12 protein-coding genes and 1 pseudogene are annotated in these 13,707 nt (G+C 69.4%); 6 read left to right on the top strand and 7 right to left on the bottom strand.

Annotation, left to right across the window (positions count from 1 at the left end):
* Positions 1–629: 629 nt before the first annotated feature.
* The 3 genes from K7C20_RS05865 to K7C20_RS05855 all read left to right on the top strand — a co-directional run bounded on the left by K7C20_RS05865 (position 630) and on the right by K7C20_RS05855 (position 3,613).
* Positions 630–1,142: a putative immunity protein gene (locus K7C20_RS05865; protein ID WP_030080763.1), complete on the top strand. Its 513-nt coding sequence runs from the start codon at positions 630–632 to the stop codon at positions 1,140–1,142.
* Between the two features lie 37 nt (positions 1,143–1,179).
* On the top strand, positions 1,180–1,362 hold the full coding sequence (locus K7C20_RS05860) for a hypothetical protein (protein WP_030080761.1): 183 nt from the start codon (positions 1,180–1,182) through the stop codon (positions 1,360–1,362).
* Between the two features lie 340 nt (positions 1,363–1,702).
* A complete protein-coding gene (locus K7C20_RS05855; RefSeq protein WP_209444045.1) occupies positions 1,703–3,613 on the top strand; it encodes an FAD-dependent oxidoreductase in 1,911 nt (636 codons plus the stop codon).
* Positions 3,614–4,212: 599 nt separating this feature from the next.
* On the opposite strand, the pseudogene K7C20_RS05850 reads toward K7C20_RS05855, so the two are convergent.
* Positions 4,213–4,452: pseudogene (locus K7C20_RS05850) on the bottom strand (transposase); the annotation flags it as partial.
* A 277-nt stretch (positions 4,453–4,729) separates the two neighbouring features.
* Between K7C20_RS05850 and K7C20_RS05845 the strand changes: the two are divergent.
* The 3 genes from K7C20_RS05845 (at position 4,730) to K7C20_RS05835 (ending at position 7,776) form a co-directional block, all read left to right on the top strand.
* Positions 4,730–5,863, top strand: a complete 1,134-nt coding sequence (locus tag K7C20_RS05845; protein ID WP_053210518.1) for a hypothetical protein — start codon at positions 4,730–4,732, stop codon at positions 5,861–5,863.
* Positions 5,864–5,973: 110 nt separating this feature from the next.
* Positions 5,974–6,567, top strand: a complete 594-nt coding sequence (locus K7C20_RS05840; protein ID WP_053210519.1) for a hypothetical protein — start codon at positions 5,974–5,976, stop codon at positions 6,565–6,567.
* A 354-nt stretch (positions 6,568–6,921) separates the two neighbouring features.
* Complete coding sequence (locus K7C20_RS05835; RefSeq protein WP_053210520.1) at positions 6,922–7,776, top strand: alpha/beta fold hydrolase; 855 nt, start codon at positions 6,922–6,924, stop codon at positions 7,774–7,776.
* A gap of 107 nt (positions 7,777–7,883) precedes the next feature.
* Here K7C20_RS05835 and K7C20_RS05830 read toward each other — a convergent pair whose 3' ends face one another.
* From K7C20_RS05830 to K7C20_RS05805, 6 genes are all read right to left on the bottom strand, one after another.
* Positions 7,884–8,405, bottom strand: a complete 522-nt coding sequence (locus K7C20_RS05830; protein WP_048829378.1) for a MarR family transcriptional regulator — start codon at positions 8,403–8,405, stop codon at positions 7,884–7,886.
* 165 nt (positions 8,406–8,570) lie between these two features.
* The gene (locus K7C20_RS05825; protein ID WP_245171906.1) at positions 8,571–9,182 is read right to left on the bottom strand and encodes a DUF4142 domain-containing protein; all 612 of its coding nucleotides are present in this window, start codon (positions 9,180–9,182) and stop codon (positions 8,571–8,573) included.
* 288 nt (positions 9,183–9,470) lie between these two features.
* On the bottom strand, positions 9,471–10,085 hold the full coding sequence (locus K7C20_RS05820) for a GTP-binding protein (RefSeq protein WP_030080746.1): 615 nt from the start codon (positions 10,083–10,085) through the stop codon (positions 9,471–9,473).
* On the bottom strand, positions 10,033–10,449 hold the full coding sequence (locus K7C20_RS05815) for a DUF742 domain-containing protein (protein WP_030080823.1): 417 nt from the start codon (positions 10,447–10,449) through the stop codon (positions 10,033–10,035). Before K7C20_RS05815 ends, K7C20_RS05820 begins: the two co-directional genes overlap by 53 nt.
* A 169-nt stretch (positions 10,450–10,618) precedes the next feature.
* Positions 10,619–11,095, bottom strand: a complete 477-nt coding sequence (locus K7C20_RS05810; protein WP_053210521.1) for a roadblock/LC7 domain-containing protein — start codon at positions 11,093–11,095, stop codon at positions 10,619–10,621.
* Positions 11,076–13,706, bottom strand: coding sequence for an ATP-binding protein (locus K7C20_RS05805; RefSeq protein WP_167352557.1), 2,631 nt, complete (start codon positions 13,704–13,706; stop codon positions 11,076–11,078). Before K7C20_RS05805 ends, K7C20_RS05810 begins: the two co-directional genes overlap by 20 nt.
* Position 13,707: the final 1 nt, after the last annotated feature.

The following is a 13,707-nucleotide window of genomic DNA, read 5'->3' as shown; positions in this document are numbered from 1 at the left end:
CTCCGGCAAGGTCGGCGGAAACCTGCGACGCACCCAGCGATATGGCCGCCGCCTCCAGCGGGACGCGTCCGCGAGGTTCGGCGGCGACGATCAAGGTTCGGTCGCACGGGATGCTCGGCTTGGTCTTGCGGGCGGCGGTCGAAGCAGGTCCGCAATCGAACGCGGGTGCGAGGTGGCCTCTGTCGAGGCTGCAGGCCGTAGCCACGTACCTGCGCTGGAGCCGTCGGATCGGGTCGGACGATGTGCACGCTGCCGGCAGCCGTGTCACAGGAATGGCGTCGGCGGGAACCCCTCGTGCACCAGGTGCCGGGCGACGGTCGAAGCCCGGCGGGCCATGGCGGCGGCTGTCGCGTAGGTGCCCGGCTGCCTGCTTACCACCGGCTTCCCCGGCCCCTCTCCGCAGGTCGGAGGCCGGGGTGTGCAGGCGGGCATCCAGTCGTGGACGTTGTCGTCGGTCGGCGCCGGTGCCCCGAGAGCCGCGAGCAGCGCGCTCAGGTGCGCACCGGGTGTGGTCGACGAGCTTGCGGATCGACCATCGGGTTTGCAGGATCTGCTTCGGGGTGGGCATGGCTGGTCGCGGGCGCGCGCCCTCGGGTGTGGGGCGGATGCCAGCAGAAGGAGTGCCAACCATGATCCTCCCGAAGGTCCGGGACCCCCGGTTCGTGACGATCCGGCGCGGTGGCACCCTCACTGATCCGGATCACCATCTCCTCGCTCTTTGGGCGGCATCTTGCGCGGAGCACGTCCTTGACCTCTTCGAGTCGGCTCAGCCCGAGGACCCACGGCCGCGTCAAGCGATCGAGCATGCCCGCGCCTGGGTGCGTGGCGAGGTCAACATGACCCGGGCTCGCGCGGCGGGAGGCCATGCCATGGGCGCGGCCCGAGACCTGCGTGGCGCAGCACGGCATGCCGCGTACGCCGCCGGCCAGGCCGGGGTCGTCGCACACGTCGCCGCGCACGAGCTCGGTGCGGCCGCCTATGCCATCAAGGCCATACGTGCTGCCGCGCCGGAAGGGGAGGGTGAGGCCGCAGGGCGACGCGAGTGCCAGTGGCAGCGTGACCAGCTCCCGGAGGCGATTCGCGAGCTCGTACTTGACGACCAGCGATTGCGGAACGGCATCTGCTGGTCGGTGTTCGACTGAAGTTGGACTGGACCCTCTCCTTGTCGATGCTGACGGCGTGCCGACGCTGGTGCAGGTCGAGCGGGACGCCGACACCCGTGTCCGCCGGGAGGTCGTGGGGCGGATGCTCAACTACCTCGCGAACGGCGCTTGTTACTGGTCCGGCGTGCTGCTGTGGCGCTCTCCGCAGGCGAGGTGGATTGTGCTGGTCAAGGTGCTTCGGGAAGGGGCGGGGGAGTGAACGTCCGCTTCTCGTCTGGACGTTGACGTTGACGGGGGAGCCGCGTCATGTAGCGGTTTGAGTGGTTTACGGTCCTCGTCCGTGTGAATGCACTGGCTCTGTGTCGCTCGTATGCCAAGTGTGATGCCCGATGAGTACACAAGACATGACTACACAAGACATGAGCACCCCAGACGTGAGCACCCCAGGCATGAGCACCCCAGACGTGAGCACCCCAGACGTGAGCATTCCGAGCACGAAGAGCACGGGCGCATCGAGCGAGGAGCAACTCGCGACGGATGCTTCACGCGCCTCGCACCCCTCGCCTCGGTCGCACGACGCACAGCCCTCCCGGCGCTCCGTGGTCACGGCGACCGGTGCCTCGGCGCTCGCTGCCGGGCTCACCGCCGTCTCCGCCGCGCCCGCAACCGCGTTGAGCCCTGCCACCGCACCCTCGGCGGCGCCGGCCGCGCTGCTGCCCGGCGTCGATCCCAAGGCATACACCACGGTCGCCCGCGCCATCGCCGTCTACGACGAGCACGACAAGCCCCTCGTCCCGGCCTACCTGAAGGCCATCGAGAACGGCTTGCCCGCCAGCGGGGCGAAAGCAACGAAGCGGGTCCTGATCGTCGGGGCCGGACCGGCCGGCCTGCTCGCCGCCAACCTGCTCAACCGGTCGGGCCACGATGTCGTTGTGATCGAGGCCAACGGCAACCGCGTCGGCGGCCGAATCAAGACGTTCCGCAAGGGCGGCCACGAGAAGGGGGAGCAGCCCTTCGCCGACCCCAAGCAGTACGCCGAAGCCGGGGCCATGCGGCTGCCCGACAGCCACCCGCTCCTCATGGCACTGATCAAGAAGCTCGACCTCGCGCTCCAGGAGTTCTACCTGGTGGACGTGGAGGTCGACAACCCGACGAAGAAGGCCAATCGCACCTGGATCCACGTCAATGGCATCCACATGCGCCGTGCCGACTACGAGAAGAACCCCGAAAAGATCAACGGCACCTTTGGTGTCACGGGCCCCAACCGCACGAAGACCGCCTCCGCCATCCTCGCGCACGCCCTCGAACCCGCACACCGGCTCATCCGGGGCAAGGAGGGGACGGCCCTCGTCGACGGATGGGCCGAGGTTCTCAAGAAGTACGGCCACTGGTCCATGTACCGCTATCTCACCGAAGCCGCCAGGCTCGACACCAGGACCATCGACCTCATCGGCACCGTCCAGAACCTGACCTCCCGGCTGCACCTCTCCTTCACGCACAGCTTCCTGTCCGCCGCGCTGATCGACCCCAAGACCAAGTTCTGGGAGATCAAGGGCGGCACCGCGCTGCTCGCCGACGCGCTGTACGCGCCTGTGAAGGGGAAGGTACGGCTCGACAGGCGCGCCTTACGCGTCGAACACCACGGCGGCAAGGTCAGGGTGCACACCGTTTCCGAGGACTGCCAGACCGGCGACGGGGGCGTCACGGAGGTCTTCGAGGGTGACGAGGCGATCATCACCGTCCCCTTCTCCGGACTGCGCCACGTCACCTTCGACCCTCCGCTCACCTACGGCAAGCGCCGGGCCATCACGGAACTGCACTACGACGCCGCGACCAAGGTGCTGCTGGAGTTCTCCCAACGGTGGTGGGAGTTCACCGAGGCGCAGTGGAAGGCGGCGCTGAACTCCATCGAGGACAAGCTCTACGAAAAGTACAAGGCGGGCGGAGTCAAGCACGGCAAGTACCTCGGCGCGCACAAGTCCGTGAAGGCCCTGGGGGTGACGATCCCCGACGAACTCAAGAAGTGCTTCGCCGTCTTCCGGCCCGTCGTGAGCGGCGAACCGGATGCCGCCCATGTCCGTGGCGGCGGCTCCGTGAGCGACAACGCCAACCGCTTCATGTACTTCGAGCACGCGCACCCTCTGGAGGGCAGCGACGGAGGCATCATGCTCGCCTCCTACAGCTGGTCCGACGACGCCCTCAAATGGGACGCCTTCGCCGACGAGGAGCGGTATCTGCGCGCGCTCGCCGGAGTGCAGGCTGTCTTCGGCCGCCGGTGCGAGGTCTTCTTCACCAACAAGTGCAAGACCCAGTCGTGGATGCGTGACCACTACGCTTACGGCGAGGCTTCCGTGCTCTTCCCCGGCCAGCACACGGAACTGTTCCCCGACGTCCCCGCATCCGAAGGGCCGCTGCATTTCGCGGGGGACCACACGTCCATCAAGCCCGCCTGGATCGAAGGCGCCCTCGAATCCGCCGTCCGGACGGCATTGAAGGTCCACACGGGCTGAGAGGGGTGAGGGGACCCCCGGCCCGGTGTCCCGGCATCCCACTCGCCGGGACACCGGGCCGGGCCCCGTCCGCTCAGCCCCCGTTTTGATGCTCGCGATCCTGCAAGAGGGCCGCTGACCTCCAGGTCCCACCCACCACCGTCTCCCGTCGAGGGGATGACGCGGGGGCGGGGTCGGGGGTGGGGTCGGGGGGTGTCGCCGGGCCCGAGGGGTGCATACGCCTCTTCTGCCGTGGTGATCCCCAGCGCCGGGGCAGCAAGCGCAGGCGAAAGGGCCGGCAGGCGCCGGCCGTGGCGTTTTGGGAAGCCGGTTCGGTCTTCCTGACCTTGGGGGCGAGACGGTAGTGGTCGGCCTCGCGAAGCAACTCCCGAAAACGCAGCTGGTGGCTCTCGATGTTCATCCTCGCTCCTCCGCGAGCCGGCCACTTCAGTTGGCCCACTGATGCTGTGGCTTCTCCCAGGGGCAAGGTCAACCAGCGGCCTCGGTCACAGGCTCCAGCGGGTGAAGACGGTGTGTGGCTCGGGCGTGTTGAAGGGACTCTGGAGATTGGCCTGGGGCGAGTCGCCCGAGTGGTGTTCGTCGTAACGGGCTGCGCGATGTCACAGGAGGCGTCCGCCTGACTGGGTCTGAATCTGCTGCAGAGCGCGGGTGGGCACGCCGTCGAGCGCGTAGCGGCGGAAGCGGGTGCAGAGCGTCTGCCACGGCCCATAGCGTTCCGGCAGGTCACGCCGCGAGATGCCGGGGCGGATCTTTAGGCCAATCCCCTTGCTGACCTGGCGGCCTGCCACCCGAGGCCGTTTGGTGACGGCCCACGGTATCAGCGGGGTGAGCAACTCCCACTCATGTTCAGTTCATGGTCAGTGAGTTCATGGCGGCGTATCGCCCCACCTGGACCCTAACGGAAATACGAGGATACCTCCCACCTTATGCGCCACTGCGGTGACTTGAGGGTGCAACCTTTTCGCAGTGCGAGCCGTCTTGCACGGGGCGCAGGTGTGCACATGTACGCATGTCTGCAAGCGCACTCACGCACACCATGCGTCATGCACGGCCTGACCATGACGAACGTCAACCTCTGCCGCCCAGGCGGCACTTGGGATCCGAGAGGTCTGCTGAATGAAGATTCGCCGCGCCCTGACGGCCGCCGCAGCGGCTGCCGTGATAGCGCCCACCGCCGTACTGGCCGCGCCCGCCGCCTCGTTCGCAACGGAACCGGTGTCCGAGGCCGGTCCCCGCACGCCCGTCTCCCCCGCCTCCCCCGATGCCGCGACACCGGCGGACCGGCCGGCGGATTCCGCAACGAGCGGCGGCGGAACGGGTAACCCGGACGAGCCGCGGCGCCCGGGCGAAGCCGCTGCCGGCGGCTCGGCATCCCAGGACCGCGACGGGGCCGCCCGTCCCGGCCCGGGGAAGCCGCCGAAAGCCGCCGGGACCGCCGAAAGGACCGCTGCGGGGACCACCGGCGCGGGTGGTGCCACCGGTGGAGGCAAGGCCCCCGGTGATGCCGATGATGCGGGTCAGTCCTGCGCGTTCGAGTCCGGCCAGTTACAGGTGGCCGTCCACAGACTGCCGCCCCAGCTGACTGCGGGCGGCGCCTGGACCCCCTTCTCCATGACGCTCACCAACACCACCGGCAAGTCCCTGGGGGAGGTCCAGCCCTTCCTGCTCGTGTCCTCCGCCGAAGATGTCGACCGGCCGTACTGGGAGCTGGAGACCGAATACCGCGACGCCAAGACGGGGCGGTGGAAGACCTTCCATGACGCGGCGCCCGACGACCTGTTCGGCTTCTTTGCCGTCGGACCGCACAGCACCATCACGCTCCAACTGCGCACCCGCGTGGTCAAGGACGCCAAGCCCGGCGCCGGGTACGCGCTCGCCGCCGGCGACTACCGCAACCGCGACGGTTCCTGTGGTTCGGCCAAGGAAGCCTGGTACGACTTCACCATCCTCCCCGCGGGCGCGAAGCCGACGCAGCACCCGACCACCAAGCCGGGTGAGCCGGGCAAGCCGGGTGGCACGGCCGAGCCCGGCCAGAACGCCGCGTCCGGCGGCGGTACAGGTGGTTCCGATTCCACCGGTGGCCTCAGCCCGCAGGGCGGCGCCCATCTCGCCGCGACCGGTTCCTCGTCCGCGCTCCCGGAGATCGCTCTCGCCGGCGGAGCCGCGACGGTGGTCGGCGCGGGTGTGGTCATCGGCGTGCGCCGCCGGAAGGGCGTGGCCGGTCCGGGTGCCACGGACGTCACCGCGTAAGCCCCACCCTTTCTCCAAGAACCTGATAACCCAAGGATCCACGGCCTGAGAACTCGATGACACGGGAAACAAAGGCTCCAAGGGTCCGAAGAACCGGGAAAGAGATCTTCATGAAACTGCGCCGCGCCCTGTCGGTCTTGGCCGCGACGGCCGCCCTGCTCCCCGTGGCGGTGGCCGCCGCGCCCGCCTCCCAGGCGGCCGCTGCCGCGGACATCCCGAAGTGCTCCGACCTCGACACCGGGCAGTACCACAACTACTTAGTGGGCCGCTCGTTCGGCATACCCAAGTCGATCACTCTGGGCACTCACTGGACGACCTACACCGCCACGCTCACCAACGTCTCGGCGAAGGAGCTGAAGTCGTTCGAACTCAGCGGCAAGCTGGGCAGTTATGTCTACAACGAGGGCGAACGCGACCTGAGCCCGTACGGCGATCTGCAGTACTGGGACGCCTCGCAGCGCGCCTGGAAGACGCTGCGCCAGGCCGGCGGAAACGCCGGCGGCACCATCCCCGGCCCGAAGACGTTGAAGCCCCGTGAGTCCGTCCACGTGCAGCTGCGGTTCAGGGTGAGCAAGGACCTGCCCCTGGACCATGCGTACGACGCGTTCACCGGCCTCACCGGCACCTTCGTCGACCGTTACCGCGACACGGACTGCACGGCCCGCGGGGACGCCGACGGCGGTTTCTCCCCCCGCGAGGGCTGAAACCCGCGGGGAGGACTGCCGCCGTCGCAGGCCCGACGGCGGCAGCCCCCTGGAGTCCGTCTTCAAACGGATCTTGCCCGGAGCAGGAGTGCGGCGAGTGTGACCGCTGCTTCGTAGGAGGTGGCGGTCCTCTCGTATCGGGTGGCCGTGTCGCGTCGCCGCAGGGAGTGGTGGCGGAAGCCGTGAGAGCCGTATGCGCTGTCCGCGATCATGTGGTCAGGGCGGCGGTGTGGCCGGCCCGGGCCGGGGCGAGGGACACGGATTCTTCCAGCAGGGCTGTGCGCAGGTGCTGTTGAAGACGGGCCCCAGAGGACTTGATCTTGCTCCTGAGATCGTTCTGGTGGAGGCTGAGGTATGCAGAATCTGCCGACATTTGTTCTTGTTCACGGGGCCTTCGCGAATTCGTTCTCGTTTGCGCCGCTCCAGGCCGAGCTCGCCCTCCTCGGGCACCGCTCGGTTGCGGTCGACCTTCCGGGCCACGGGTTCGCGGCGTCCTTCCCCGCGGCATACCAGGCGCCTCAGGATCTCCACGCGCTCGCCGCGGAACCGGGGAGCATCAAGGGAGTCACGCTCGCCGACAATGTTGCCCATGTGATCGAAGTCCTCGAACGGGCGAAGCGGAACGGGCCGGTCATCCTCGTCGCCCACAGCAGGGGTGGCAGCACGATCACCGCGGTCGGCAACACCCGGCCCGAGCTGGTCGACCGGCTCGCTTACGTCTCCGCCTGGTGCCCGGTCGACCTGGACGTCGGCGACTATTACGCCGAGCCGGAGATGGCGGACGTCGACCCGGGTGCCTTCGCTCCGGCGGTCGCCGGGAACCCGGCCGAACTCGGCGTGCTCCGGACCAACTTCCGGACCGCTGACCCGGCGGTGCTCGCCGCGTTCCGGCAAGCCTTCGCCGCCGACCTCACCGATGATGAGTTCCGTACGTTCCTGAACACCTTCCAGCCCGACGAGAACCTCGATGTCGGTACGTCTGCCGACCGGGCCCAGGCCGCGACCTGGGGGCGGATTCCCAAGAGCTATGTACGCCTGGCCGACGATGCCAGCATTCCGCTCGCCATGCAGGACCGGATGATCCGCGAAGCCGACGCGCTCACACCCGACAACCCCTTTGAGGTGCGGACCCTCGAAGGGAGCCACCTGCGCTGGCTCGTCCACCCGAAGCCCGCCGCCGAGTTGCTCGCGAACCTCGCGGCGCGCTGACGCTCCACTCCGGCAGGCTCGGCTTGGGCTCGTTCGCCGTGAACGAGCCCACCAGGGGCATCATGGGGAGGGGCAGACAGCGGCACGCCGCTCCGAATTCCCGCTGGTCAGAGGGCTGGTGGTTCGGTCCAGCCCAATGGGTACGCATGGTGACCGGTCGACGGTACGGCCGGTTCGCCGGCCGCCTCGGTGAATGCGGTGAGGGCATCCACCAGCGCCGCGCCCTGTGCGGGGTCCATGCGGGCGACGATCGCCGCGACCTCCTTCCGGCGACGGGCCGTGACCTCTTCGACGATGCGGCGTCCGTCCTCCGTCAGCTGGATCAGGGTTTCGCGCCGGTTGCCCGGGTTGGCCTGCCGGTTCGCGAAGCCGGCGCCGATCAGCCGGTCGATCATGCGCATCGCGGTGGAGGGGTTGACCCCGAGGAGTTCGGCCAGCGCGGACAGGTTGGTGGCGCCGTGCACGGACAGTACGACCAGCAGGCGGAACTGGGGCAGCGTGGCCTTGTCCTCGGCTGCGGCCAGTGAGCGTGCGGACACGCTGACCAGCACTCGGGAGGCCGTCAGCACCGCCCGGGTCACCGCATCGACATCGCCCATGTCCGACGCTCTCCCCTCGCGCTCGATCATGCTCATTTCTACCTCGGTCGGGCGCACGCTTGACAAGCTTTGCGCAGAGCAAAGAGCGCGGGGAGGGGGAAATGTGAGGGGGCGGACGCAGCGGGCCCTGCCGACTGTGTCCTTGAGCCGTTCGTCGCCGAGATGGATGCCTCGTCGAGCAGGTGGGGCGGACCGTTATTCGGGAATGGCGGAGGCGACGTCGTCGAGGGTGGCGTCCGTGACGAGGCCGGTGTCCTCCAGGACGTCCATGTGGTCCTGGACGGTGTTGTTGGTTTGCGTTGCCAGTCGCCTGACCAGGGTGTTCTTGGTGGAGGCGCGGACTTCGCCGATGGTGATGAACACCTTGCCGTGGGACGCACGGAGCAGGTCCACGAAAAGCTGGTCGAAGGCGCGGCCCCGGGCCTTCTTCAACTGGTTCACCCAGCCCTGCTGTTCGGCGGTTGCCTCATCGGGGATGGGGACGTTCAGCGCCTCGGAGTCCTCACGGACCAGTTGATCGAGTTTGCTGTGTCCGTCGAGCAGATGCATGCCGGCCCGTTTGATCGCTTCGTTCGATGCGTGTGTCTGGGCGAGCCGGCCCGCCGGCATCTCCCACAGTCCGGCCTGCCGGACCTTGGTGAGGAAGGTCTTGTCCAACGCGGTGACTGCGCCCGTGTTGGACGTCTGCGGTGCTGCCGGTCCGGCCTCCGCTGACGGGAGATGGGCGGAGACCGCCTCGCCGGCCGAGCTGTTTCTCTGCGAGAGCCACACGGACACGGTGGCGACGACCGCGACAAGAGCGACCACAGCAGCTATCAGCCGGCCACGACTGGATGGTGCCTGGGAATTCCGTGCGTGAGATTTCATCATGCCTCCTGGAGTGCGTGACGCTGCGCGGACACTGCGGCACCCGAGACTGCTGGGGCACGGGTCACGCTAACGTTTGCACTGGGCAAACGAATCGATTCAGCGATGATGCTCAAAAGGGGGGAGCGGGCAGCCGTCATCGGATACCCTCCCGCCGCCCACGGCCGTACGGCGGTACGGCGTGGACCTCGCCAGGGGAAGTGCAGGTACCGGAAGGGGGCCGGGGAGTCAGCTCCGTGCGGAGCTTTCCGCGCGGGACAGGGCGACTTCGAGGACGACCAGCAGGGCGTCCCGGACCGAGCCCGTGTGGCGTGCGTCGAAGACGATCAGCGGTACGTGTGCGGAGACGTCCAGCGCCCACCGCACCTCGTCGAGGTTGTGGTGGACCGCACCGTCGAACGCGTTGACGGCGACGGCGAACGGGATGTCCTTGTGCTCGAAGTAGTCCACCGCGGCGTAGCAGTCGTCCAGGCGGCGGGTGTCCACGATCACCAGGCCGCCGAGAGCGCCCTCGACCACGTCGTCCCACATGAACCCGAACCGGTCCTGCCCCGGCGTCCCGAACAGATAGAGCTTCAGCGTCGGGTCGATGGTGAGGCAGCCGAAGTCCATGGCGACCGTGGTGGTGGTCTTGGCGGGGGTGTGCGAGAGATCGTCCACGCCTGCCGCGACCTCGGTGATGGCGGCTTCCGTGGTCAGTGGCCGGATCTCGGAGATCGCCCCTACGGCCGTGGTCTTGCCGACGCCGAAGCCGCCGGCGATGACCAACTTGACCGGTACCGGCGGCTGTTCAACCGCTGTCACGGAGTGCCTCCCGTGAGTCGGGGACGGTACGGAGGCCATCGATAACCCTTCGCAGTACGGAGATGTCCTGGGCTGTGCCGGCGTCCGGGACGTGCACCGCCAGATGTCCGGCGGTGCACAGGTCCTCCGCCAGCACCCGGACGACGTTGAGGTGCAGGCGCAGCCGGGCAGCCAGTTCCGCCACCGACTGCGGCCGTCGGCAGGCGGCGACGATGTCGTGTTGTTCGAAGGCGAGCGAGCCCAGGGCGGAGAGCCCGGACGAGGTCGCCACGACCTGGGCCTCGACCGGGAGCGGGGGGCCGGCGCCGCCCCCCGCCACCCGGCCGGCGGTCAGCAGGAAAGGCCGGATCGCGGGAGCGCGGCCGACGGGTTCCGTCGGATCCGGGGCGCTGCCCTCCCCCAAGCTCTCGGCTCCTCCCCCACTCTCGGCTTCGCTCGAGCGGGGGGACGCCCATGAGCAGGGGGGACCCCCGCCCTCGTCCGGTCCTGGTTCACCGGCGGCCATCTTGCTCCTCTTCTCAGCGCCTGCCCTGCCTCCGCGGTGTGGGACCGACTCCGCAGTGTGGGACGGGTCAGCGCGCCGGTGCGGCGCCTGCGCTCTTCTTCAGCTCCAGCACCAGTTGGGGGGTGAGCGCGCTCCCGGCCCGGTTGGCGAAGAGGGTCATCTCGTAGGCGATGTTGCCGAGCTTCGCCTCCTTCGAGGTCACCACGCCGAGGACGGCGCCGCAGCCGATGGAGGACACCAGCACATGGCCGCCCTCCAGATCGATGATGACCTTGTTGAGACCGCCGAGTCCGTAGTTGCCGGACGCACCGGCGGCCAGGCTCGTGATGCCCGACACGATCGCCGCGAGCCGCTCGGAGTCGGCCTGCTCGCGCAGTTGGGAGACCGCGATCAGCAGGCCGTCGGAGGACACCGCGATGGCGTCGACGACACCGGCGGTCTGGGTGGCGAACCGGTCGAGCAGCCAGGTGAAGTCGGCCGCGGCGGCTGTCAGATCGGTGGGCTCCTCCCGCTCGGAACTGCTCTTACCTGTCGGCGTCGTCACTGCCCGACTCCTTCCGGGGGTGCTGGTGTGGTGAGGGCGCTGGGTCCCTCGGGGCAGCGGCACTTTCTTGCTCTGCCCTGCGTACGGCGGCCTCGAATTCGTCGAGCTCCGTACGGACCGCGTCGGCGTCGGCAGGCCGGCGCACGGACTGGACCCCACGGTCGGCCGTTGGGGTGGTCATGTCGAGCGTCGCACCCCGTACCCGCCGTCGCAGCGGCCGGCCGGACTGTGCCGGGCGCGGCTCGGGCACGGGAGCTGCCCGGTCCGCGTCCGTGCGCTGCGGGAGGCGCCGGGGGAGCTCGCCTTGCGGAGACGCGGCCGCCGGCCGCCGTGGGAGCGTGGCGGCGGGGGCCCGCACCGGCAGGGGAGCGGCGGAGGCGGGCGTGGCCCCGGGCTCGGGAGCGCGGGGCTCCTGCTCGGGCGTCGCCGGTTGCTCTGGTGCGGACTCTGTCTCGGACTCGGACTTGGGCTCCGTCCCGGACCCGGATTCGGTTGTGGACGCGGCCTCAGCCTCGGTCTCGGCCACGTCCGGGCCCACGTACGCATCCACGTCCCTCTTCACGTCCGTGTCCACGTCCGCGCCCCGGGCCGGGGCAGAGGCGGGGACCGCTGTGGCGGCGGGATGCACGGCCAGCAGCAGCGTGGAGGGCAGCCAGACGGTGCCGGTGACCCCGCCGCCCGGCGTACGGCTCAGGGTGACCCGTATGCCCGAGCGCCGGGCGAGGTTGCCGACCACGAACAGGCCGAGGACCTTGGTCGGTACGAGGTCGAGCCGTTCCCGGCGGACCAGCCTGGCGTTCTCCTCGTCGAGGCGTTCCGCGCTCATGCCGAGGCCATGGTCGATGACCTCGATCAGGGCGCCACCGTCCGCGGTGATGTCGGTGCCGGGACGGACGACCACCTCGACGGGTGTGGCGGACGGGGAGAACGAGACCGCGTTCTCCAGCAGTTCGGCGAGCATCAGCGTCACATCGTCGACGATGTCGGGCGCGACGGTGACCTCTGTCTCGGACCGCAGGGAGACCCGCTGGTATCCCTCGATCTGGCCGAGCCCTGCCCGAATGACGTTGACCAGGGTGGTCGGCCGGGCGTGCACTTCGGGGTCGCGAATGCCGGCGAGCAGCAGCAGGCTGTCGGCGTTGCGCTGGAGGCGTACGGCGATGTGGTCGATGCGGTACATCCGCTCCAGGACGTCGGGGTCGGTCTCCTCGCGCTCCACGGCGTCGATCAGCATGAGCTGGCGTGAGGTGAGGTTGCTGACCCGGCGTCCGACGTTGCCGAACATCTCGGCGACGTTGCGGCGGCTGACCACCTGCCGCTCCAGCAGCGCCGCGGCGGTGACCTGTACCTGGTTGAACGCCTCGGCCAGGTCGCCGATCTCGTCGTGGACCGGGACGGGGATCGGCCGCGGCCGCAGCGGAGTGCGCTCCGTCGACTCGTCGTCCTCGATCTTGGCGAGTTCCCCGCCGGCCACGTCGACCACCTGCTGGGCGGCGCCGGTCAGGGCCGCCAGGGGACGAAGGACCGAGCGCCGGGCCAGGACGGAGAAGGCCAGCCAGCAGGCGAAGCCGAGCAGGGCGACGCCGAGCATCGCCAGCGCGTTGTGCAGGGCGCTCCGGGAGAGACCGTCGGCCCGGGTGGCGATCTGCTCGATCAGCGACCTGGTGATGTCGAGGCGGGCCTCGGCCTGCCGGGTTCCGGCGGCGATCGCCTTGCGCAGCTGCTGCGGGGTCTGGCCCTGGAGGGAGCCCGGATCGATCTGGAGCTCCGCGAACCGGGCCTCGATGCCGTTCTCCTCGGCCTCCCGGGCGATCCCGCCGAGGCGCAGGACCTGTTCCGGGTCGGCGATCCTGCCGAAACGGGCGGCCTGTTCCTCGTAGAGCTTGTGGGCGCCGACCGCACGGGTGTACTCGGTGAGCGCGTTGGCATCCCGGGTCTGGGCGGAGAACACCCCGCTCTCGTAGGCCGCGTGGGCGGCGTCGGCGCGCAGCACCGTGTCGAGCAGACGGGTGACCGAGGACGACGTGGTGCCGGCGAAGCGGTCCAGGCCGATGCCGTCGATCAGGTAGCCGACGGCGGCAGCGTACGCGGGATCGATGCTCGCGGCCGGAACCGAGCCCCGTTCGACCTTGTCGCGCAGCACGGTGAGGCCCCGGATGAACTGGAGGGCCCGCGCCTCGTCCTCCGGCAGCCCCGCCCCGAACGCGGAACGCACGGCGGTGACCTGCTCATCGGTGTCCCGCTGGGTCCGGCGGTAGGCGGTGGTGGGCGGCAGGGCGGCGCCGGGCCGGGCCGACTCCTGCTCCACGGACAGCAGGAGCGCCTGCCGGTGTTCGGCCTGTACGTCGTTGATCAGCCTCGTGACCTGCTCACTGTCGCGCACCAGCTCCGCGCTCCGGCCGGCGTCCCGGGCCTTCTCCACCTGGGTGTTGACGCCGATGGCCAGCAGCACGCCGACGACGGCGACGGGCGCGATCACCAGAACGTTGAGCTTGCGCCGGAACGGCCATCGGTCCAGGAGGGCGCCCGCCTGCTCACGGAACCGCGGCTTCGACGGTGGACGCCTGGACGGGTCCGGTTCGTGTGGCGGGTCCACTGCGTCCACAGACACC

Origin of the sequence: Streptomyces decoyicus (assembly GCF_019880305.1) — a bacterium.
In the GTDB taxonomy this organism is placed as follows: Bacteria; Actinomycetota; Actinomycetes; order Streptomycetales; family Streptomycetaceae; genus Streptomyces; species Streptomyces decoyicus.
This window is presented reverse-complemented; position numbering and strand designations above follow the sequence as displayed.

Excerpts from the sequence above, each read along its gene's own strand:
- K7C20_RS05865 (WP_030080763.1), top strand. The coding sequence starts at position 630 with ATGATCCTCCCGAAGGTCCGGGACCCCCGGTTCGTGACGATCCGGCGC.
- K7C20_RS05845 (WP_053210518.1), top strand. The coding sequence starts at position 4,730 with ATGAAGATTCGCCGCGCCCTGACGGCCGCCGCAGCGGCTGCCGTGATA.
- K7C20_RS05840 (WP_053210519.1), top strand. The coding sequence starts at position 5,974 with ATGAAACTGCGCCGCGCCCTGTCGGTCTTGGCCGCGACGGCCGCCCTG.
- K7C20_RS05835 (WP_053210520.1), top strand. The coding sequence starts at position 6,922 with ATGCAGAATCTGCCGACATTTGTTCTTGTTCACGGGGCCTTCGCGAAT.
- K7C20_RS05830 (WP_048829378.1), bottom strand. The coding sequence starts at position 8,405 with ATGATCGAGCGCGAGGGGAGAGCGTCGGACATGGGCGATGTCGATGCG.
- K7C20_RS05820 (WP_030080746.1), bottom strand. The coding sequence starts at position 10,085 with ATGGCCTCCGTACCGTCCCCGACTCACGGGAGGCACTCCGTGACAGCG.